We start from the raw sequence: 22,596 nt of genomic DNA on the forward strand, positions 1-22,596 counted from the left end.
CAAAATTAACAGTAGATTTCTTAAATTAGCAACTCTCGAAAATAAGTTGAATCAAGTATATAAAATTAAGATATGTCAAAAGCGACGATTGAAATAAATGGGAAAAAATACGAATTTCCCGTTGTAGAAGGAACCGAAAATGAATTAGGAATAGATATTAAAAAATTACGTGCAGAGGCAGGGGTTATTACCCTGGATCGTGGGTATAAAAATACAGGTAGTTGTGAGAGCGCTATTACTTTTCTTAATGGGGAAGAAGGAGTGCTTCGTTACCGAGGATATTCTATTGAAGCCCTTGCCGAAAAGGCAGATTTTCTTGAAGTAGCATACCTGCTTATTTTTGGGGAATTACCAACAAAAACTCAGTTAGACAAATTTTATGCAGATATCAAGGAAGAGTCTACGGTAGATGAAGAGATGAAGAAGATCCTTGATGGTTTTCCAAAGTCTGCTCACCCAATGGGCGTACTTTCTTCTTTAACCAGTGCACTTATTGCCTTTAATCCATCTTCAGTAAATGTAGAATCTGAAGAAGATATGTACAAGGCTATTGTTAAAATTCTTGGTAAGTTCCCGGTTCTTGCAGCCTGGACACTTAGAAAGAAAAATAGCCTTCCGCTTAATTATGGGGATGATTCTCTTGGTTATGTAGAGAACCTCCATAAAATGATGTTTGAAAAACCGGGTAAAAGTTATAAGGTAGATAAAGAAGTTATTGAAGCTTTAGATAAATTATTAATCCTTCACGCAGATCACGAGCAAAACTGTTCTACTTCTACGGTGAGAATGGTAGGTTCTTCGCACGCTGGGCTTTTTGCCTCAATTTCTGCAGGAATTTCTGCACTTTGGGGACCACTTCATGGTGGTGCTAACCAAGCGGTGATAGAAATGTTGGAAAGAATTAAAGAAGATGGTGGTGATACCAAAAAATTTATGGCAAAAGCTAAAGACAAGGAAGATCCTTTCCGTCTAATGGGCTTTGGTCACCGCGTTTATAAAAACTTTGATCCGCGAGCTAAGATTATCAAAAAATCTGCAGATGAAGTTCTAGCGCAACTAGGTGTAGATGATCCAGTTTTGGATATCGCAAAAGGTCTTGAAAAAGAAGCTTTAGAAGATCAGTACTTTGTAGATAGAAAACTATATCCAAACGTAGATTTCTATTCAGGAATTATTTATCGCGCCCTAGGAATTCCGGTAGAAATGTTTACTGTAATGTTCGCTCTTGGTAGACTTCCTGGGTGGATTGCTCAGTGGAGAGAAATGAGATTGATGAAAGAACCAATTGGTCGACCACGTCAAATTTATACCGGTGAAAACCTACGTGAATTCAAAGAAGTTGAAAAAAGATAAGAATATCTTTTACATATTAATAAATCAGAAAAAAGCTTCATCATCGTATGAAGCTTTTTCTATATTTGGTGAAAATTTGACTTGTGAAATTAAATGTGAATAATGAAACTTCCCGTCTTAAGGCGGTGGTTTTAGGTACAGCAGAAAGCAATGGACCGGTACCTTCTTTAGAAGAAGCATACGATCCAAAATCAGCCGAATTCATCAAAATGGGCGCATATCCTAAAGAAGAAGATATGATCGCTGAAATGGATGCCGTGGCTAAAGTGCTGGAAAAGTATAATGTACAGGTTTTTAGACCAAAAGTTATAAAAGATTATAACCAGATTTTTACCCGGGATATTGCATTTGTAATAGAAGATAAATTTATAAAATCAAATATTTTACCAGATCGCGAACAGGAAATTGAAGCTATTAGTCATGTAATAAGGCATATAGATCCTTCAAAAGTATTGCAGTTACCAGAAGACGCGCATATAGAGGGTGGAGATGTAATGCCTTTTGGGGACTATATTTTAGTTGGGACGTATCGCGGTGCAGATTATAAAGATTATATCACGGCGCGTACTAACGTGCAGGCGGTAGAAGCACTTCAGGAATTGTTTCCGAATAAAAAAGTGGTTTCTTTCAATTTAAGAAAATCGAATACCGAGCCTCGCGATAATGCTTTGCATTTAGATTGTTGTTTTCAGCCTGTTGGAAAAGGCAAAGCAATTATTCATAGAAATGGCTTTTTGGAAGAAGAAGAATATAACTGGTTGGTGAACCTCTTCGGGAAAGAGAATGTTTTTGAAATCACTCGTGATGAGATGTATTATATGAATTCCAATATTTTCTCTATTGCTGAAGATGTGGTGATTTCAGAAAAGAATTTTACAAGATTAAATGCCTGGTTAAGGGAACAGGGCATTACTGTGGAAGAAGTGCCTTATGCTGAAATTTCTAAGCAGGAAGGGCTTTTGCGTTGTTCAACTTTACCGTTAATTAGAGAATAGAATTATGAGACAGATTACAGATACAATTTTGATGGTACGCCCGGTGGCGTTTAGAATGAATGAGCAAACCGCGGTGAATAACTATTTTCAAAAAGATCTTACCGCAAATAATGTAAATGAACGTGCCCAGGCAGAATTTGATGAATTTGCTTCAAAGCTTAGAAAAGTTGGAGTGAATGTGATTGTAGTTGATGATAAGAAAGAGGATGATACGCCAGATTCTATTTTTCCTAACAATTGGGTTTCTTTTCACGAAAATGGACATATAGCCTTATATCCAATGTTTGCTGAAAACAGGAGAAAAGAACGCCGAATGGAATATTTCGCGAAATTAGAAGAAAGCGGTTTTAAGATTACTCAAGTTGTAGATTATACTTCGGCTGAAGAGCACGACTTATTTCTGGAAGGAACCGGTAGTATTTTGTTAGATAGGCAAAATCAAAAAGCTTATTGTGCTTTATCTCCCCGCGCTGAAGAAGATCTTTTAATCGAATTTTGCGAAGATTTTGAATTCACTCCTGTTATTTTCAATGCTAATCAAAGTGTTGGAGGAAAAAGAAAAGCTATTTACCACACCAATGTGATGATGTGTTTGGCTGAAAAATTCGCTGTTATCTGTTTAGATACTATTGATGAAGCCAAGGAACGCAAAAATGTGCTGAAACATTTAAAAGATGATGGCAAGGAAATAATTGCAATTACCGAATCTCAAATGCACGAATTTGCCGGAAATATGCTGCAGGTTCAGGGAGCATTCGATAAGAAATATTTGGTGATGAGTGCCCGTGCTCATAAAAGTTTGACAAAAGATCAAATATCAAAAATCGAAAATCATTGTGAGATTTTAAGCAGTGACCTTGATGTAATAGAAACCTGTGGAGGTGGAAGCGCCCGCTGCATGATGGCTGAAGTTTTTTTACCAAAAGCTTAGTTTTAAATCGTCATCCTAAATTTGTTTCAGAGCCTGCTCCGAAATTTATTCGGAGATCTAAGATGTTAAAATATAAACATGTTAGAAGCTGAATCAAGTTCAGCTTGACGAAGCTAAAAACCTAATGCTTATTAAATAACTCCCTTAAAAACAAGATCATAATTCCTGCTGTAAAAACCGCAAAAGGTAAGGAGCTTATTATCAAAAACTTTTGCATTGCAGTAAGCACATCACTATCGGGTTTTATGTTGCCAAGAATTATTATTGCTTCGGAAAAAATGAGGATTACCGCCGCCCAGATAAGCCTGAATTTTCTTCTGGGATGTTCTTTTCCTTTATCGCTAAACATACTCAGTACATATATTGCTGAATCAACCGAAGTCACCAAAAAACTAATCAAAAGAAGTATGGTAACGATATTAGTGAAATTTGAAAAAGGGAAAGCTTCAAAAAATCGAAACATAGAGGTGAAAACATTATCAAATTCGCCGTTATAGCTTTCCATACCTCCAATAAGATCGAAAGAAGCAGAACCAAAAACGCTGAACCAAAAGAAACTCCCCAGTGAGGGGATTAGTAAAACTCCCAAAATCATTTCTCGAATACTTCTACCTTTAGAAATCCTGGCGATAAAAATTCCTGTGAATGGAGCCCAGGCTAACCAAAAAGCCCAGTAATAATATGTCCAGTCTGTTAGAAATTCTTTTCCGGGATTGTATTTCCCAAGTGCTAAACTAAGCGGAACAAAATCTATAATATAGCGGTAAAAAGATTCAAAAAAATGGCTGAAGACATTCAGAATATCCACTTGTAGAAACACGAAGAGCATCAGGAAAAAGGTTATATAGATGTTCCAGTTAGAAATACGTTTAATGCCTTTTTTTATTCCGGCGAAAGCCGAGATGAATGCCAGGGAGCAAATTAATAAAACTAAAAAGAGGGTGATCCAAAGAGTTCCGGGTGGCTTTGAAGTAAGATGACTAATTCCTCCTTCAATTTGTGTGGTGCCCAATCCAATTGCTGCAACCAAACCAAAAACTGTAGTGAGAATAGTAAGTAAATTTACTCCTTGTGGTAGGTATTTTATTTTTTTAAGTTGAGGTAAACTGGTTCCTAAAAGGATATCAGATTTTCTCACAAATAGGGAGTAGGCGATAAGTAATGCGAAGATCCCGTAGAACGCCCAGGCGGTAAAACCCCATTGATAAAATGTATATTCTAATGAGATTACATCAGGAGAAGAGCCGGTTTCAATTGGCGGATTTAAAAACATAAAAACCGGTTCCTGCACGGCCCTTAATAAAATACCGGCTCCCATTCCCGCACTGTAAAGCATAGCAATCCATGAAAGTCGGTCGAATTCTGGTGGAGAATTTCCCAGCTTTATTTTTCCGAATCTTGAGAAAGCGATAAAAATGAGAAAAAACACGCATAATAAGCCGAGCCATAAATAAAATCCACCAAAAAATTCACGCACCCAAATGGAACCAATTTCAATTATTTCATAAAATAAACCAGTAAAGATAAAGATGAAAAGTGCAAGTAAAAACAAGCTCCCTGAAGCGATATAGAGTAAAGGATTTCTCAAAAAAGCGCGTGTAAGTTGCTTCAAAGTTTACTGCATTTCAGTTTATATTACCAAGCTAAATGGGCTTTTAAATTTAGACCTATCAAAAAGAATCAGGCAACTTGTTTTTTGGACTCACCTTTAATAATTTTATTCAGCATTCCTTCAAAAATAAAATAGTGAAAAGGGTACATAGCATACCAGTATAATCTTCCCCAAATACCTTTTGGTCTAAAAGTAGCGGTTTGGTGCAGCACGTTTTCCTTGTCTATACAAAATTCTAACCAGGCCTCGCCGGGAACTTTCATTTCGGCAAATAGTAGTAATCTTCTTTCCTCTTTATCGGCTAAAAGTACACGCCAAAAATCTAAAGAATCACCAGAAGCTATTTTGTTGGGATGTGTTCTTCCGCGTCGCAATCCAACACCTCCAAAAAACTTATCTATATACCCACGAAATTTCCATAACCAGTTTCCGTAATACCATCCATTTAATCCGCCAATCGCCCAAATGCGTTCCAACACTTCCTCGGGGTTCTCTACCTTAGCCGATTGCTTGTCGAGAAGACAACCATATTTTGGAACCTGTATATATTTATTTAATTCTTTGCCAAAACGACCGCTGCTTAATGAATCTTTCCAACTTGAAATTACCTGATTTTGTTCAATTTTGTAAAAAGCGAGTTCTATGGCTTCGGTATAAGATATGGGTACAATATTTAAAATTTCCTGTAATCGGGTGTCATTGGTAATCACTTCAACACTCATACTGTCTACAAGGTTTTGCGCAAGTTTATATGAAGTTGAGGTTACAAAATAAAGCCAGTATGAAGAAAGTTTTGGAGACATTACCGGCACGCTCAAAATCCATAATTTTAGTTTTCGAATTTCAGCATATTTCAACATCATTTCTTTATAAGTGAGCACATCTGGACCACCTACATCAAAAGATTCATTATAACATTGCTCCTTTCCAATTACTCCGGTTAAAAATTTAATAATGTCACGAATAGAAATGGGCTGGCATTTGGTTTCCACCCATTTTGGTGTGATCATTACCGGGAGTTTCTCACAGAGATCTCTAATAATCTCAAAGGATGAGCTGCCAGAACCTACAATAATAGCAGCCCTTAGCACGGTAAGTTTAAAACTTCCGCTGTATAAGATTTCTTCTACTTTTTTTCGAGATTTAAGATGTTTAGAAAGTTCCTCTGTATTGATTATTCCGCTTAAATAAATAACCTGGTTTACCGAAGTTCCGGCCATTATTTTATTGAAATTCTTTGCGGCCTGTGCTTCCTGGCTATCAAAATCTTTTGTAGAACCACTCATGGAATGGATGAGGTAATAGGCTACATCAATATTCTTAATTTTCTCAGGTGTTTTTTCATCCTCTAAGAAATCAAGTTCTACGATTTCAATTTTACTGAGTAACTCTTCGTTAGAGGTAAATCGATTTTTGTTTCGCACCGCGCAAACCACCTCGTGGCCTTGTTCAATAAGTTCGGGGAGTAGTCGCATTCCTATATAACCATTGGCGCCAGTAAGAAGAATTCTCATAGAAAGATTTTAAGCTTAAAATACCATTTAAATTAGTACTTTTCAGCCAGATTAGTAAAACTTTATAAAATGAATAACGTCCTTAAAATTGTTCTTTTAGTAATTGGGGTAGGAATGATTACCTACGGATTGTACAGGCTAATCACCCCGGAGTTCTCTATAGATGCGGGGCCTTTGCAAGTTGAAGCTCATGGAGATAATACCCAGTCTTATGCAATGATAGGTTTTGGTGTTTTAGCCCTGATAGGTGGGCTTGCTTTTGGAAAACGCTAAGCTGATTTAAAGATCCTCTACTTTGGTTAATGCGTTGTCAGATTTATAATCCAAAATCTTTTTAAAATATTTATGAATAGCAGGCGTATCGGCCTTTACCTTAATTTTGGAATGGTCTTTATAAATTGAATATTCTTCGGCCTTGCCTTTGTAAAGATGCAATTTGTAATAGGGGATAACCAGAGCGTAAGTTTCTAATAAAGAGCGGAACATTACAATTATCCCTCTGGGACGCATTTCAGCATTACAGGTATTGGCATTGTTATCTAGAACAAGCAAATTATGGATGTCTATGCTGGTGTCAGTAATATGCAATTTGGGAGAGCCGGTGCCATTCAATTTCATTCGGTGCAGTAGCGTAAAAGGTTTGCCCACTTCCTTCTCAATTTTCTGTTTAATTTTTGGTCTGTTATAGGAGATATTTAATAACATAGCTTTTTGTTTAAAGATAAGTAAATTACTTCGGGACATACTCATGAAGTATTCAGAAAAATAATTTACAATTCGAGATAGGTCTCGGTGCATTTAATCTCGATTATCGAGTAAATTATAGGCAAAAGCCTATTTTCTGTTATCTTTGCAGGGCTTAAAACCATAAACAGAAGTAAGAAATGAATATTCAAAATTCCCTGGCTGCACACGTTAAAGATGCTGTTAAGAAAATCTATGAAATTGAAATTGAAAACCTTGAATTTCAACCTACGCGTAAGGATTTTGAAGGCGATATTACTTTGGTGACTTTTCCAATGTTGAAAGCACTAAAAACCAATCCCGTTAAACTGGGAGGAGAAATTGGAAATTATTTGTCAGAAAATGTTGCTGAAGTTTCCGGTTTTAACGTGGTTAAAGGATTTTTGAACATTGTTTTAAGCGATACCTATTTCCTTGATTTTTTCAATCAGATGAAAAGCAGAGAGGATTATGGTGTTCTTCCCGCGGCGGAAGATGCGCAGGGGATTATGGTAGAATATTCATCACCAAACACAAATAAACCCCTGCACCTAGGGCATATCAGGAATATACTATTAGGCTTTTCTGTAGCTGAAATTTTAAGTGCCGCAGGGAATAAATCCTACAAAACCCAGATCATAAACGATCGCGGGATTCATATTTGTAAATCTATGCTGGCTTGGGAACGTTTCGGAAACGGTGAAACCCCGGAATCTACCGGATTAAAAGGTGATAAACTGGTTGGGAATTACTACGTAAAGTTTGACCAGGAATACAAAAAGGAGATCTCCGAGTTAATGGAAACCAAAGGTATTTCTGAAGATGCAGCCAAGGCAGAAGCGCCAATTTTGGTTGATGCCAAGCAAATGTTGCTAAAATGGGAAGCCGGAGATCCAGAGGTGGTTGCCCTTTGGGAAAAAATGAACCAATGGGTCTATAATGGCTTTGAAAAAACCTATGATGCTCTAGGAGTGGATTTCGATAAGAATTATTACGAAAGCCAAACTTATTTATTGGGAAAAGATGTAGTAAATCAGGGGCTTGAAAAAGGTGTTTTTTATAAAAAAGAAGATGGTAGTGTTTGGATAGACCTTACTGACGAAGGTCTGGACGAAAAAATCGTTTTACGAAGTGATGGTACTGCGGTTTATATGACCCAGGATATTGGAACCGCCATTCAAAGGGTAAGGGATTTCGATATTAACGGGATGGTTTACACCGTAGGTAACGAGCAGGATTACCATTTTAAAGTTTTGTTTTTGATTCTGAAAAAACTCGGATTTGACTGGGCGGATTACCTGTATCACTTAAGCTACGGAATGGTAGACCTGCCCAGCGGAAAAATGAAAAGCCGGGAAGGTACCGTTGTTGATGCCGATGATCTTATATCTGAAATGACCGAAACCGCCAGAAATATTTCTGAAGAATTAGGAAAGTTAGACGGTTATACCGAAGTTGAAAAAGAAGAGCTCTACCGAATGATTGGGTTGGGAGCTTTGAAATATTATATTTTAAAAGTAGATCCTAAAAAACGAATCCTATTCAATCCCGAAGAATCGGTAGATTTTCAGGGAAATACCGGGCCGTTTATTCAATACACTTACGCCAGGATTCAGTCCATAATTAGAAAAGCCGATTTCGATTTTAAGAAATCCATAGAGGATTATCAGTTCCATGAAAAAGAGCGTTCATTAATCAAACAGCTTCAGTTATATCCGGAAACAATCCAGATGGCGGCCGAGAACCATAGTCCGGCGCTAATCGCAAATTATACTTACGAGTTGGTAAAAGAATTCAATTCGTTTTATCAAAATGTCACAATTTTGGGCACTGAAGATCTTTCCGAGAAAATATTAAGAGTACAGTTAGCAAATAGCGTAGGGAATGTTATAAAATCTTCATTTGGCCTGTTAGGAATCCAGGTTCCGGAAAGAATGTAAGCCCCCGAGAGAAATAAAAGATTGGTAGGGTACCTAAAATTAGAAACAGAGAACTGAGAACTGAGAACTGAAATAAAAGTTTTCACTTCAGGCTCAAATCATTAAATTTGCAATTCGTTGAAAAACGAGAATAAAACCTCGGGATAAATCTTGAAGGTTTAAATTGAAAAAAGTTTTCAAAATATCGGGGCTAGCCTCGACAGAATTATACCCTTTATGGGAAATTAAACCATAGGAAGATTATGTTTGATAGTTTAAGTGATAAGTTAGATAATGCCTTACACGTTTTAAAAGGCCACGGCCAGATTACCGAGGTAAACGTTGCCGAAACTTTAAAAGAAGTGAGACGTGCTTTGGTGGATGCCGATGTGAACTATAAAATAGCCAAAGACTTTACCAATGTTGTAAAGGAAAAGGCCTTGGGACAGGACGTTTTAACCGCCCTGAAACCAGGCCAGATGATGGTGAAATTGGTGAAGGATGAACTTACCCAGTTAATGGGTGGCGAGGCCGAAGGGATTAACCTTTCAGGAGATCCTTCTGTTATTCTTATGTCTGGATTACAGGGTAGTGGTAAAACAACTTTTTCCGGAAAACTTGCTAATTTCCTAAAAACTAAAAAGACTAAGAAACCACTTTTGGTTGCTTGTGATGTGTATCGTCCTGCGGCAATCAACCAGTTGCACGTAGTTGGTGAGCAGGTTGGTGTTGAGGTGTTTTCAGATGAAGGTAACCAGGATCCGGTGGCTATTTCTAAAGCTGCAATTGCATACGCCAAGCAAAATGGCCATAATGTGGTGATTATAGATACCGCCGGTCGTTTAGCTGTAGATGAGGCGATGATGACCGAGATATCGAATATCCACGAAGCAATCCAACCGCACGAGACTTTATTCGTGGTAGATTCTATGACAGGTCAGGATGCGGTGAATACAGCAAAAACTTTTAATGAACGGTTGAATTTTGACGGTGTAATCCTTACAAAATTAGATGGTGATACTCGTGGTGGTGCGGCGATTTCCATTAAATCGGTAGTTAATAAACCTATTAAATTTATTGGTACCGGGGAGAAAATGGATGCACTAGATGTGTTCTATCCAGACCGTATGGCCGATAGGATTCTTGGGATGGGAGATGTGGTGTCTCTTGTAGAACGTGCCCAGGAACAATATGATGAAGAAGAAGCAAGAAAACTTCAGAAGAAAATTGCTAAGAACCAGTTTGGGTTTGATGATTTCCTGAAGCAATTACAGCAAATTAAGAAAATGGGGTCTATGAAAGACCTTATGGGAATGATTCCGGGAGCCGGAAAAATGCTGAAAGATGTGGATATTGATGATGATGCCTTTAAAGGAATTGAAGCGATAATCCACTCGATGACACCTGAAGAAAGAAGCAACCCAAAAGTTATAAATTCAAGCCGTAAGAAACGAATTAGTAAAGGTTCGGGAACATCGGTACAGGAAGTTAACCAATTGTTGAAGCAATTCAACCAGATGGGTAAAATGATGAAGATGATGCAAGGTGGCGGTGGCCAGAAGATGATGCAGATGATGAAGGGAATGAAATAGTTTGCAGTATTTAAGTATGCAGTTAGCAGTAAAATGAGTTTCAAAACCTTATACGCTTATCAAAAAGCTTTTGATCTAGCAATGGAAGTTTTTAAGTTTTCCAAAACTTTTCCTACGGAAGAAAGATTTGCTTTGAGCAATCAAATCATACGGTCCTCAAAGAGTGTATGTTCTGCAATAGCTGAAGCTTATCGAAAAAGAGAATATCCTAAATATTTTACAAATAAACTCACAGATGCTGACTCTGAGAATGCTGAAACACAATTATGGCTTGACTTTGCTCAAGCTTGTAATTACTTACCAGAAAAGCATAAGATAGTTTTGCAATCCCAAAGCGAGGGGGTTTGGAAACTTATAAATTACATGAAAAATAATCCCGGTAAATTTGGAGTCAAAACTGACTGCTAACTGCCAACTAATTACTGCTAACTGAGATGACTATTTTAGACGGAAAAAAAACCAGCAACGATATTAAAGACGAGATTGCTGCTGAGGTTGAAAAGATTAAAAAGAGAGGTGAAAAAGTGCCTCATTTAGCTGCAATTATCGTTGGGAACGACGGTGCCAGCTTAACCTATGTAAATGCAAAAGTAAAATCCTGCAAACGCGTTGGTTTTGAATCTTCTCTTTATAGATTACCAAATACGGTAAGTGAATTGGAACTTCTTGATAAGATTGAAGAACTAAATCAGAATGACGATATAGACGGATTTATTGTTCAGCTTCCTTTGCCTCCGCAAATTGATACTCAAAAAGTACTAAACGCTGTAGACCCCGATAAAGATGTAGACGGTTTTCACCCTACCAACTTTGGAAAAATGGCTTTGGATATGACGTCTTTTATTCCGGCGACTCCGTTTGGAATTTTAGAATTATTGGAGCGTTATGATATTCCGACTAAAGGAAAACATACGGTAGTAATTGGTAGAAGTTATATAGTTGGAAGACCAATGAGTATCTTGATGGGAAGAAGTGGTTTCCCCGGAAACTCAACTGTAACCTTAACTCACGAATTCACTAAAAATATTACCCAAATCACCTCGCAGGCTGATATTATAATTATTGCGGTAGGAATTCCAGATTTTCTAAAAGCTGAAATGATCAAGGATGACGCCGTAATTATTGACGTTGGAATTACCAGGGTGCCAAATGATGAAGCGGAAAAAGGCTACGTAATTAAAGGTGATGTGGACTTTGATAATGTAAGCAAACGTGCTTCATATATAACACCTGTGCCAGGTGGAGTAGGACCAATGACGGTTTCTATGTTGCTTAAAAATACATTGTTGGCTACAGAGCGCCACAAAAAAAGAGCAAAGGAAAGAAGTAAGGCTAATAAATAGCTTTTAGAAGTTTAGTTATAAAAAAAATCCTATCAATCTAAATGTTATTTTAGGGACTGATAGGATTTTTTTATGGTTTTAATTCAAGTGATGGAATTATTCTTCCTCCAACTTCCAATCTAAATATTTATGAAGATCGGTTTCAATAAACCTTATGGTTATTGTTAGTAGTGCGAAATCATCTATATAACCAATCCCCGGAAGAAAATCTGGAACTATATCTAAAGGGTTTAAAACATATAGAAGTACAAACGCAATCGCGGCTATAGAAAACCACGGGATATCTTTATAAACACCTTTTCGGTAATCTTTTAGCATCCCGAACATCACTTTTCCCAGTTCGGTATATTTTCTTAAGGCACCTGAATTATTAATTTTGTCATCAATTTCTTTTTGATTTTCTACGGCAATATCAACATCACCATCTTTAATCTGAGTAGCTCCTTTTTTTAGATATTTTTCATCAAATTCTTCTTTCTTTTTGCTAAACATATTCATAATTCTTTATTTTTTGATTAGAGTTATTTTTTAAAGTCGGTCATGGGCATTACCGTATTCTTTTTTGTAGATCTTCAGAATTAATAAAAACAGAGAAATAAGTAATGGCCCGAAAATTAATCCTATAAATCCAAAAAGCTGTACTCCCACAATTACACCAAATAACGTAATAAGGGGATGCACGGCTGCAAGTCGATCTAATATATAAAGTCGAATCAAATTATCTGTAGATCCAACTACTACAAAGCCATAAATCAACATTGCAATAGCCTGCCAATTATCGCCCTGCGCAATTAAAAGTATTACTACCGGAATAATCCCTATCGCAGTACCAATAAAAGGAATCATAGATCCTATAGCGGTAATCACAAACCAGAAGAAAGGATCTGGAACTCCAAAAATTAAATATCCAATCAAAGCAACAACTCCCTGAAAAATTGCTACAAGTGGTATTCCCAGGGCGTTAGATTTTACGAGTTGATCGCTTTCCTTTCCTATTATTTTTAAATTATCATTGCCCAGGGGGATGTAAGAAATAAGGGAATTTTTCATTGAATCCCGCTTTATGAGCATATAGTAAAGCATAAAATACATAATACCGATAGCGATAAATGCATTAAAAGTTCCTCCTGCCAAACTTTGCAGATTTCCAGACATCCAATTAGTAACTGATGAGGTGTCAATAGAATCACTTAAGCTATAACCAATGTACGTTTCAGCTTCCGCTAATTGTTCTTTCACAGCTTTTATCACTCGCTCAGAGTTGGCTACTGCCTTACTTATTTTAGAGGAAAGCATGATCACAATCAGGCTAATTGGCACCAATATTCCTACAAAAGAACCTGCCATAAGTACGGTGGCTGCTACCGGTGGTCTCCAGCCCCTGTCCACTAATTTCTTCATCCAATTACGTAAAAGAACGTACAGGGTAATTGCACCTAAAACTCCAGAGAGATAAGGTACAATTTCTTTAAAAATTAAAACCGTTAGAAACAGGATAAGCATTAGTACGAAAATTTGGCGTACCAATGCCGGTTTTAATCTATCCATATTTTTAAGATTGGTTGGTTATTTTGCAAATAGTTGTTCTTTATTTTTAAAGGCTTTGAATTCAAGGGCATTTCCACAGGGGTCTTTAAAAAACATGGTGGCTTGTTCACCAACCTGTCCTTCAAAACGAATGTAAGGTTCGATTTCAAAATCAATATTCTTGGACCTTAATAAATTGGCAAATTCCTGAAATACATCCCATTCCAGTACTACGCCAAAATGTGGTACTGGCACATCTTTACCATCTACCGGATTACTATGCGCTTTTTCTGTTTCCTCAGCGGGTTTATAATGAATCACCAACTGATGACCAAAAAAATTAAAATCTACCCACTGATCGCTGCTACGGCCTTCACCGCAACCGAGGATCTCTCTATAGAATTTTCTTGCTTTTTGTAAATCTGATACCGGGATAGCTAAATGAAACGGTTGTACCTTCATAAATCTTAACTCATTTAAAATATTAGACGCTATTAAAATTAACAAGTAATCTCAACATGCCTGCAAGGAATACCGCTAATAATGTGTTAAGATTTGTCTTTGCGAGGTCTTTGTCCAGAGCGTGGCTTTGGTTTAGGTTTTAAAGCGGTAGCTTTAAGACGGGAAGCTTCTTCGGTTTTGCTCGATTCATCAACCATCTTATTTATGGTATCTAATTCTTCTTGAGTAAGATCACGCCATTGCCCCACGGGGATATCCAGGCTTACATTCATAATCCTAATACGTTTAAGTGCACTAACTTCATAACCTAGGAATTCACACATTCTACGAATTTGTCGGTTTAGTCCCTGGGTAAGCACAATTCTGAAGTCATTTTTCCCTAATTTCTCTACTTCGCACTTTTTAGTAGTAGTTCCTAAAATAGGAACGCCGTTTCCCATTCTGCGAATAAAATCTGAGGTAATTGGTTTATTTACCGAAACAATATATTCTTTCTCGTGATTATTCCGGGCGCGTAAGATCTTATTTACAATGTCCCCATCGTTGGTAAGAAAAATAAGCCCTTCACTGGGTTTATCGAGCCGGCCAATAGGGAAAATTCGTTTCGGATAATTTATATAATCAATTATATTATCCTTTTCAACGCGGGTATCTGTAGTGCAAACTATGCCTACCGGTTTGTTGAAAGCCAGGTAAACATTGGGTTCTTTTTTTTCTTCTTCAGAAACTGCTTTCCCATCAACTTTTACCACATCACCGGGAGCAATTTTAGTTCCCATTTCGGGGACACTTCCATTAATGGTTACCCTGCCCTGATCTATGAGTTTATCGGCGGCACGGCGGGAGCAGTAACCTATTTCACTTAAGTATTTATTTATTCGGGTAAGCTTCTGTTCAGACATAAAAAAGATTGTGCTGCAAAGATACAAGAATTCGCTGCGAAACTAATTTTTTAAAAAATAATCAAGGTACAGGCAACCTTTTGTAACTTTCCTGCGTCTATGTAAATAGAAGGTCTTTTTAATTAAGAAACCGGGTGAAAGTAATTCAACTTTTTAAAAACGAATCTAAGCTTATAAAGCGTGCCGCCAAAAACGATCGAGCGGCGCAACGCGAACTATATGAGCTGCATTCAGGAAAAATGCTTAGCGTTTGTAGGCAGTATATAAAAGATATGCACCACGCTGAAGAAGTAATGCTTAACGGATTTCTAAAAGTGTTTACGCACCTTAAAGATTTTGAATCTAAAGGAAGTTTTGAAGGCTGGATAAGAAAAATTATGGTAAGGGAATCAATTTCTTTTTTAAGATCACAAAAGAAGATTGTTTTTAGTGAAGAAGAAATTGCAGACCCTGGTTTTTCTGCGGAAATGAATACAGAGCTAAATGTAGCGCATATTCAAAACCTCATAGACAATTTGCCGGAAGGCTATAGGATGGTTTTTGTTATGTATGCAGTAGAAGGATATAAACACGCCGAGATTGCGAAAATGCTGAAGATTACCGAAGGGACTTCAAAATCGCAATTATCTAAAGCGAGAAAAATGTTGCAGGAGCAGTTAAAAACACAAAATACATCGGATTATGGAATTAAATAAATTCGAAGAAAATACAAGGGGAATATTAGGGAAAAGGGAAATTAAGCCTTCTGCCCAAAGTTGGGAAAAGTTGGAGGCTAAATTAGATGCGGAAGAACACAAAATTTCTCAAAAACCCTGGAAATATATTGCCGCTGCAGTGGCAGTACTAATAATTGCAGGAACTTTTATGTGGAATAATGATTTTTCCGAAAGCCCGCAGGTTGTTGAAGAACCGGTTAACGAGATCATAAAAAAACCGGAAGTAAAACAAGATTTTACACCAGAAGATAAGACACTAATAGCTGCTGAAGAAATTGAAAAAGAGAAAGAAATTTCAGCTGAAAAAAAGATAAAAAATAAAGTTGCCAGTAAGTCTAAACCTGCAGTACTAGCAGAAAAAACTTCAGAAGCACCGGTTTTAGAAGAAGTTAGAATTGAAGAAGCCGTTGTGCTGGAAACAATTAGCCTGGATCCTCCAATTTTAGAAGAAAAATTAATTCAATCTAAACTTGAAGAAATTATTGCTTCTACCGCTAATGATGATGAAATTTCTGAGGATGAAGTAAACGCATTGCTAGCCCAGGCGGCTTCAGAAATTAGTAGGGATAGAGACAGGTCACAATTTTACAATTCAAATACCGAAATAAGTGCAAATGCACTGCTAGCCGAAGTAGAAGATGAGATTTATCAATCTTTTAAAGCCAAAGTTTTTGAAGTTTTAAAGGAGGGGTACCTAAAAGCTAAAACAGCGGTTGCTAACCGTAATTATTAATAATCATCAAAAATCCCACAAACAGGGTCATTCATCAATTTTTAAAATCAATTATCATGAAAACACTTACTTTTTACGTCACACTATTAGTATTCAGTTTTGCGCAGCAGGAGGTTTTGGCGCAGGAAGTAGCTTCTGTAGAAACAGAAATATCTTCAGAAGAAAAAGCCAGAGAATTTTTTGAAAAGCAAAAAGCAGAAATTGTTTCCAAAGAAAAAGAAAAACTCAAATACCAGATAGAACGCATCAATGGCGAACTGGAAAGAGGGGAAATAACCAAAGAAGAAGGCGAAAAGCAAAAGAAGGAATTAGCTGAAAAACACGCAAAAAATATTGAGAATAAAATAGCAATCCTGGAAAATGAAATGGAACTCAGAGACAGGAATGCAGATACTTCAGGGAATTATATAGCTATTGGCGGTAAGGGAAAAGCTTTGGATATCAATATAAATAAAAAGGATAGATACGATAAACGTACTACCAGCGATTTAGTAATTGCCGCCGGTTTCAATAATGCGCTGGAAGAGGGGCAATCCTTAAATGATTCAGATTTTAAATTGGCGGGAAGCCGCTTCTTCGAAATTGGTTGGGCCTGGAAAACACGAGTTTTTAAAGAAACAAACTGGTTGCGTTTGCGCTATGGGGTTTCCTTTCAGTTTAATGGACTAAAACCTACCGATAACCGTATTTTTGTAGAAGATGGAAATGAAACTTACCTACAGGAATTCGCACTAGATCTTGATAAATCTAAATTTAGAATGGATAACCTGGTAGTTCCTGTGCATTTTGAAATTGGACCATCAAACAAAACCGAAACCGAAAATCGTTTACATTTTTCTACTTATAAAATGCTGAAAATTGGTTTTGGAGGTTATGCCGGATTTAACATAGGAGAACGTCAAAAACTAAAATATAAGGATGATGGCGATAAGGTAAAGGAGAAATTAAAGAATGATTACAACACCAACGATTTGGTTTATGGGGTTAGTGCTTATCTGGGTTGGGGCGGTGCCACACTCTATGGAAAATACGATCTAAACCCAATATTTCAAGACCCAAACAGGGAATTACACAACTTTTCTTTAGGACTTAGGTTTGACGTTGATTAAATGAAACACGGTATTTTATAGCCTTTGGCGCATAATATATGCTTGGTTTAATTCTCCCGTTGAAGTGCGGAATCAAATCTAGTCTTACTTACTAACATATTAGAATTAGCCACTTTTTATTTAGTAATTTTGTTTTCCGTAAAACAGACCCCACAGGTTTTTCAAAACTGTGGGGTCTAACCGCTTAAATAACGTCAATTTGATCTCAAAATCCACTATAGACAATGTGTTTGAAACCGCCCGGGTAGAGGAGGTAATTGGTGATTTTGTTCAGCTTAAAAAATCAGGATCTAATTTTAAAGGTTTAAGTCCCTTTAGTGATGAAAGAACGCCAAGTTTTATGGTTTCTCCCGTAAAACAAATCTGGAAGGATTTCTCTAGTGGAAAAGGAGGAAACGTCGTTGCCTTCCTTATGGAGCACGAACATTTCACATACCCTGAAGCCATTAAATATCTCGCTAAAAAATATGGGATTGAGATTGAAGAAACCCAGCAAAGCGACGAACAAAAACAGCAAGCCGACGAACGGGAAAGTATGTATTTGGTTTCAGAATTTGCCAATAAACATTTTCAGAAAAACCTGCATAAAACCGATTTTGGAAAAGCTATTGGTTTAAGTTATTTCAAGGAGCGCGGTTTCACTTTAGAAACCATCAAGAAATTTGAACTGGGTTATTCTTTAGATGAATGGGACGATTTTACAAAAGAAGCGCTCGCTGAAGCTTACAAATTGGAATACCTGGAGAAAACCGGACTTACCATTGTAAAAGGCGAAAAGCAGTTTGATCGCTTTAAAGGAAGAGTCATGTTTCCTATTCATTCTATGTCTGGCAGGGTATTAGGATTTGGAGGCAGAATTCTTACCAACGAAAAAAAGGCGGCAAAATACCTGAATTCACCCGAAAGTGACATTTACCATAAGAGTAAGGTTTTATACGGGATAAATTTTGCGAAACAAGCCATTGCCAAAGAAGATAATTGTTTTTTGGTTGAGGGTTATACCGATGTGATTCAGTTTCATCAAAGTGGGATTGAAAATGTGGTTTCTTCTTCAGGAACGGCATTAACGCCGGAACAGATTAGGTTGATCAATCGCTTAACTAAAAATATTACTGTACTTTTTGACGGTGATGCCGCTGGAATAAGAGCTTCGCTTCGCGGAATAGATTTGATCCTGGAACAAGGAATGAATGTTCGCGTGTGTACTTTTCCTGAGGGAGAAGATCCCGATAGTTTTGCTAAGAATAATTCAGATGAAGCTTTAGCTGAATATTTGCAGGAGAATGCACAGGATTTTATTAGTTATAAAGCTTCTTTACTAATGGAGGAAGCGAAGAAAGATCCGGTTAAAAAGGCAGAATTAATTCGGGATATTGTGAACAGTATTTCGAAGATTCCAGATACAATACAGCAGGAAGTTTACTTGCAGGAATGTTCCAGGATTATGGATATTTCTGAAAATGTACTATTTTCCAGCCTCGCACAGCTAAATGCGAAAAGTGGAAGAACTTCTCCTCAACAACAGCAGAAAAAAAAATCTTTTGATGTAGTTAAAGAAGAACCGCAACCAAAGGCAGCTAAAGTAGACGAGCAATACGAGCTTGAGAAAAAAATTATTAGTCTGCTGCTTCAGTATGGTACTGTAGAGGAAGATTTTGAAGACCTGGTGCTTAAAGAAAAAGAAGACGGGGAGCTTGGTTTGGAAAAAGAAATACAACGAACAAGAGTTTTTGAGAAAATATTTCTAGATCTTCAGGAAGATGAAATTGCTTTTACCAATCCTAAATTCCGAGATATTTATACTGAATTAATGGCTCGGCTAAATAGTGAAGAAAAATTTGAAGTCAAGAATTTTATTAATGATATAGATCCAGAACAGGCTTCTGAGATCACTTCAATTTTAATGGAAGAGGAGCAATATAAATTGCATGAATGGGACAGGCAGAATATTTTCGTGAAAGCAAAAACTGAGACTATTTCGCGACACGTTAGTGAAACCATTCTTTCTTTACGCAGGTTTTTAATTAATCAGAAAATTAATGAGCTTTCTGAGCAAGTAAAAACTCCTGTAGAAGCGCAGCAAACTCAGCATATATTGGAAGATGTGAAAGACTATTTAAGCTTGAAAAAAGTGCTTTCAGAAAAATTGAATCGTGTTATGTAGTACTTATTTGTAATAAGCGAGAACGCGTAATTAAATCGGCTACATTATCTACCTGTAATTTTTTTAGCAACCTGGTTTTATAAGTGCTTACCGTTTTTTCATTTATATGCAAGGCTTCAGCAATATCTTTATTACGTTTTCCTGTAGAGATGAGGTTTAAAACTTCAGACTCCCTGGTAGATAATTTCTTGAATTTAGCGATTAGATTTCTTCCGGGGGACATACCCTCGTTTAGCTTATCGGTGATTTTTTTGTTTAGATAAATCCCTCCTCTGGCTACCTGGTAAATTGCTTTTTCAAGTTCTTCTGGTTTTGCCATTTTTGAAACATAGCCTGAAGCTCCAGATTTTATGGCACTTAAAGCATAAACTTCTTCAGGATGGCTCGTGCAAACAAGCATTTTTACTTTAGAATAATCTTTTTTAATGGTACGAAGCGCGTTGATTCCGTTTATCTCAGGAAGGTCTATTTCAATGATTAAAACATCTGGCTGGCGATCGCTTAAGAACCCGTAAAGTTCCATTCCACTATGTACGCTTCCCACTACCTCAAGCGCCGGGTTGTTTTTGAGAATACATCGAATACCCTCATGCACCACAGGGTGATGATCTGCAATTAATACTGTACTCATAACATTAGGTTGGTTGAAAAATACGCCGGGGTAGGTCAAGCGCATTTATACTACTAAATTTAGCAGAATTTCTCTATCAATCCTTTTTTTGAGTAGTTTATTCGATAAAAGTATTAATTTTTAAGACTAACGGGAATATCGCATACAGGTATAGGTTTCATTTTGTGTGAGTTAGCTCGGTGACGACTCTTGTAGATTTTAAAAACTTCTTTTTGGCGTCCCTCAAAATCTTCAGCCGATTTTCCGTTTTCAGCTTCTTTCATCGCCCATTCTAATTCGGGATAAGATGCCCCAATTTGATCTTCATCGGTACGTGTATCGCCATAAAGTCCGTCAGTGGGTTCTGCATTTACTATGTCGGGATCAATTCCTAAAAACTTCCCGATTTCATAAACTTCAGTTTTCATAAGATCGGCAATTGGGCTAAGATCTACACCACCATCACCATATTTAGTATAAAAACCTACGCCAAAATCTTCTACTTTGTTTCCGGTACCTGCTACAAGATAGCTGTGTAATCCCGCAAAATAGTATAACGTAGACATTCTTAATCTAGCCCTGGTATTGGCTAAACTTAGCTCTAATGTTTCTGAATTTTCAACTTTTGGAACTGCATTTGTAAAATTATCAAAAACAGGAGTTAAATTCACTTCCAGGTTACTCACGTTGGCATAATGTTGCTTCAGCCAACCAATATGTTTTTGCGCCCTGGTCACCTGATCTGTATGCTGGTGAATTGGCATTTCAAGACATAGGGTACGTAAACCGGTTTTTGCACAAAGTGCTGAGGTTACTGCAGAGTCAATTCCGCCACTAATTCCCAGGACAAACCCATTCATTCCCGCATTTGTAGCGTATTCTTTTAGCCAGTTAACTATGTGATCTACCACTTTTTCAGTTTGCATAATTTTGGGTGATTAAGTTTGTAAATAATACCTTTGTACACAAATCTACTATTTAAACATAATTATTAAAAGGGCAGGGCGTTAAAGCCTTCATAAAGAATGCCTATGTATAAAAAGATAATTTTACTGCTTTGCACAATTGTTTTTATATCGTGTAACGAAGATGCTAAAATTGAGAAAGAGATCGCAGAAGTGCCGGTAGATTTTGAAGTGGTTCGCTTTGATAGGGAATTTGCCGAAGCAAATCCAGAAAAGCTAATGGATTTAAAACAGGAATATCCTTTTTTGTTTCCGCAGCAATTTTCAGATAGGGTATGGATTCAAAAGCTTAATGATACCATTCAACAGGAAATAAATGTTGAAGTAGGTAAGGCTTTCCCTTCATTTGAAAACAAGGAAGCAGAACTTCATAGCCTTTTTCAGCATATAAAATATTATTTTCCGCAATTCGAAGTACCAAAAGTATTTACGGTAACATCAGAAGTTGATTATAAAAATAAAGTTATCCTTCAGGATGAATATCTTTTTATCTCTCTTGATACCTACTTGGGAGAAGAGCATCATTTCTATATCGGAATTCAGGAATATTTAAAAAAGAATTTTAAGGAGGAACAAATAATTCCTGATGTTGCAAATGCCTATGCAGAAAAATATGTCCCGCGACCAAATTCAAGAACTTTCCTGGCGCATATGCTTTATTATGGGAAGTTATTGGTTTTAAAAGATAAGTTTACTCCTGAAATCACTGATGCTGAAAAAATAGGTTATACCGAAGAAGAACGCATCTGGGCGCAAAAAAACGAAGCGCAAATATGGCGCTACTTTGTAGAAAATGAACTATTGTTTGATACCGATACCGAACTTTACTCCCGGTTTCTATACCCTGCACCCTTTTCCAAATTCTACCTGGAACTTGATGCTGAATCTCCCGCAAGACTGGGCCAGTATATAGGCTGGCAAATTGTGCGTAGTTATATGGAAAAAACCAATGCATCTTTGGAGGAAATGATAGCAACAGATGCCGAAACAATATTTAATAAAGCGAATTTTAAACCAAGAAAGTAATGTCAGAATTTAAAAAATCAGAAATAAATATAGAAGTAGTTACCGATGAAAATAAGGTCCCAGAAGGAATAACCTGGAGTGCCGAAGACGGTAATGTTTATAAAGAAGATGCCAAGGCTTTGATGCTTTCGGTTTGGGATAGTAAAACCCAGGAAACTTTAAGAATAGATCTTTGGACAAAAGATATGCCGGTAGATGAGATGAAGAAATTCTTTCATCAAACCCTGGTTTCTATGAGCGATACTTTTAACCGTGCCACGCAAGACGAAAAAATGACCGCGACAATGAAGGATTTTTGCGATTATTTTGCTGAAAAATTAGAGATCACTCAAAAGTAATTACCTTAGGGCAAGTTTACAAAGCATAAATTAATGATATTTTAATTTAGGAACAGAGTATA

General features: G+C 37.0%; 23 protein-coding genes. 14 read left to right on the forward strand and 9 right to left on the reverse strand.

Annotated features, from left to right (window positions below; all coding sequences use genetic code 11):
* Positions 1–72: 72 nt before the first annotated feature.
* The 3 genes from FG27_RS11725 to ctlX all read left to right on the forward strand — a co-directional run bounded on the left by FG27_RS11725 (position 73) and on the right by ctlX (position 3,279).
* Positions 73–1,353 carry a citrate synthase gene (locus FG27_RS11725; RefSeq protein WP_037319288.1) on the forward strand — a complete coding sequence of 427 codons (1,281 nt, stop codon included), beginning with the start codon at positions 73–75 and terminating at the stop codon, positions 1,351–1,353.
* Positions 1,354–1,436: 83 nt separating this feature from the next.
* Entirely contained in the window at positions 1,437–2,348 is a 912-nt protein-coding gene (locus tag FG27_RS11730) for a dimethylarginine dimethylaminohydrolase family protein (RefSeq protein ID WP_037319290.1), read from the forward strand.
* 4 nt (positions 2,349–2,352) lie between these two features.
* A complete protein-coding gene (gene ctlX / locus FG27_RS11735) occupies positions 2,353–3,279 on the forward strand; it encodes a citrulline utilization hydrolase CtlX (protein ID WP_037319292.1) in 927 nt (308 codons plus the stop codon).
* 121 nt (positions 3,280–3,400) lie between these two features.
* On the opposite strand, the gene FG27_RS11740 is transcribed toward ctlX, so the two are convergent.
* Positions 3,401–4,891 (reverse strand): BCCT family transporter, encoded by a 1,491-nt coding sequence (locus FG27_RS11740; RefSeq protein WP_037319294.1) that lies wholly within the window; start codon positions 4,889–4,891, stop codon positions 3,401–3,403.
* 68 nt (positions 4,892–4,959) lie between these two features.
* Positions 4,960–6,405, reverse strand: coding sequence for an SDR family oxidoreductase (locus FG27_RS11745; RefSeq protein WP_037319297.1), 1,446 nt, complete (start codon positions 6,403–6,405; stop codon positions 4,960–4,962).
* 69 nt (positions 6,406–6,474) lie between these two features.
* Here FG27_RS11745 and FG27_RS11750 point away from each other — a divergent pair, with 69 nt between their 5' ends.
* Positions 6,475–6,678 carry a hypothetical protein gene (locus FG27_RS11750; protein ID WP_037319299.1) on the forward strand — a complete coding sequence of 68 codons (204 nt, stop codon included), beginning with the start codon at positions 6,475–6,477 and terminating at the stop codon, positions 6,676–6,678.
* A gap of 6 nt (positions 6,679–6,684) precedes the next feature.
* Here the strand turns inward: FG27_RS11750 and FG27_RS11755 are convergent, their stop codons facing one another.
* Complete coding sequence (locus tag FG27_RS11755; protein WP_037322217.1) at positions 6,685–7,110, reverse strand: hypothetical protein; 426 nt, start codon at positions 7,108–7,110, stop codon at positions 6,685–6,687.
* Positions 7,111–7,289: 179 nt separating this feature from the next.
* On the opposite strand from FG27_RS11755, the gene argS reads away from it, so the two are divergent.
* From argS to FG27_RS11775, 4 genes are all read left to right on the forward strand, one after another.
* On the forward strand, positions 7,290–9,068 hold the full coding sequence (gene argS, locus FG27_RS11760) for an arginine--tRNA ligase (protein WP_037319302.1): 1,779 nt from the start codon (positions 7,290–7,292) through the stop codon (positions 9,066–9,068).
* A 242-nt stretch (positions 9,069–9,310) separates the two neighbouring features.
* Positions 9,311–10,639, forward strand: a complete 1,329-nt coding sequence (gene ffh, locus FG27_RS11765) for a signal recognition particle protein (RefSeq protein WP_037319305.1) — start codon at positions 9,311–9,313, stop codon at positions 10,637–10,639.
* 33 nt (positions 10,640–10,672) lie between these two features.
* Positions 10,673–11,047 (forward strand): four helix bundle protein, encoded by a 375-nt coding sequence (locus FG27_RS11770; protein WP_037319308.1) that lies wholly within the window; start codon positions 10,673–10,675, stop codon positions 11,045–11,047.
* A gap of 26 nt (positions 11,048–11,073) precedes the next feature.
* A complete protein-coding gene (locus FG27_RS11775) occupies positions 11,074–11,982 on the forward strand; it encodes a bifunctional 5,10-methylenetetrahydrofolate dehydrogenase/5,10-methenyltetrahydrofolate cyclohydrolase (protein WP_037319310.1) in 909 nt (302 codons plus the stop codon).
* A 96-nt stretch (positions 11,983–12,078) separates the two neighbouring features.
* Here the strand turns inward: FG27_RS11775 and FG27_RS11780 are convergent, their stop codons facing one another.
* From FG27_RS11780 to rluF, 4 genes are all read right to left on the reverse strand, one after another.
* Complete coding sequence (locus FG27_RS11780; protein ID WP_369794117.1) at positions 12,079–12,480, reverse strand: YkvA family protein; 402 nt, start codon at positions 12,478–12,480, stop codon at positions 12,079–12,081.
* Positions 12,481–12,510: 30 nt separating this feature from the next.
* Positions 12,511–13,530, reverse strand: coding sequence for an AI-2E family transporter (locus FG27_RS11785; RefSeq protein WP_037319312.1), 1,020 nt, complete (start codon positions 13,528–13,530; stop codon positions 12,511–12,513).
* Between the two features lie 18 nt (positions 13,531–13,548).
* Positions 13,549–13,971: a VOC family protein gene (locus tag FG27_RS11790; protein WP_037319314.1), complete on the reverse strand. Its 423-nt coding sequence runs from the start codon at positions 13,969–13,971 to the stop codon at positions 13,549–13,551.
* Between the two features lie 86 nt (positions 13,972–14,057).
* Positions 14,058–14,873, reverse strand: a complete 816-nt coding sequence (gene rluF / locus FG27_RS11795) for a 23S rRNA pseudouridine(2604) synthase RluF (RefSeq protein ID WP_037319318.1) — start codon at positions 14,871–14,873, stop codon at positions 14,058–14,060.
* 134 nt (positions 14,874–15,007) lie between these two features.
* On the opposite strand from rluF, the gene FG27_RS11800 reads away from it, so the two are divergent.
* The 4 genes from FG27_RS11800 (at position 15,008) to dnaG (ending at position 19,595) form a co-directional block, all read left to right on the forward strand.
* Positions 15,008–15,568, forward strand: coding sequence for an RNA polymerase sigma factor (locus FG27_RS11800; protein ID WP_037319321.1), 561 nt, complete (start codon positions 15,008–15,010; stop codon positions 15,566–15,568).
* Positions 15,555–16,322, forward strand: a complete 768-nt coding sequence (locus tag FG27_RS11805) for a hypothetical protein (protein WP_037319323.1) — start codon at positions 15,555–15,557, stop codon at positions 16,320–16,322. The genes FG27_RS11800 and FG27_RS11805 overlap by 14 nt, the downstream gene beginning before the upstream one ends.
* Before the next feature lie 56 nt (positions 16,323–16,378).
* On the forward strand, positions 16,379–17,431 hold the full coding sequence (locus FG27_RS11810; protein ID WP_037319325.1) for a hypothetical protein: 1,053 nt from the start codon (positions 16,379–16,381) through the stop codon (positions 17,429–17,431).
* 199 nt (positions 17,432–17,630) lie between these two features.
* On the forward strand, positions 17,631–19,595 hold the full coding sequence (dnaG, locus tag FG27_RS11815; protein ID WP_037319328.1) for a DNA primase: 1,965 nt from the start codon (positions 17,631–17,633) through the stop codon (positions 19,593–19,595).
* On the opposite strand, the gene FG27_RS11820 is transcribed toward dnaG, so the two are convergent.
* Positions 19,588–20,226, reverse strand: a complete 639-nt coding sequence (locus FG27_RS11820; protein ID WP_037319331.1) for a response regulator transcription factor — start codon at positions 20,224–20,226, stop codon at positions 19,588–19,590. The two genes, dnaG and FG27_RS11820, sit on opposite strands and share 8 nt — an antisense overlap.
* A 113-nt stretch (positions 20,227–20,339) precedes the next feature.
* Positions 20,340–21,131 carry an NAD(+) synthase gene (gene nadE / locus FG27_RS11825; protein WP_037319334.1) on the reverse strand — a complete coding sequence of 264 codons (792 nt, stop codon included), beginning with the start codon at positions 21,129–21,131 and terminating at the stop codon, positions 20,340–20,342.
* Positions 21,132–21,236: 105 nt separating this feature from the next.
* Between nadE and gldB the strand changes: the two genes are divergently transcribed.
* A complete protein-coding gene (gldB, locus tag FG27_RS11830; protein WP_037322222.1) occupies positions 21,237–22,196 on the forward strand; it encodes a gliding motility lipoprotein GldB in 960 nt (319 codons plus the stop codon).
* A complete protein-coding gene (gldC, locus tag FG27_RS11835) occupies positions 22,196–22,534 on the forward strand; it encodes a gliding motility protein GldC (protein WP_037319336.1) in 339 nt (112 codons plus the stop codon). The genes gldB and gldC overlap by 1 nt, the downstream gene beginning before the upstream one ends.
* Positions 22,535–22,596 lie beyond the last annotated feature (62 nt).

The organism is Salegentibacter sp. Hel_I_6 (assembly GCF_000745315.1).
GTDB lineage: Bacteria > Bacteroidota > Bacteroidia > Flavobacteriales > Flavobacteriaceae > Salegentibacter.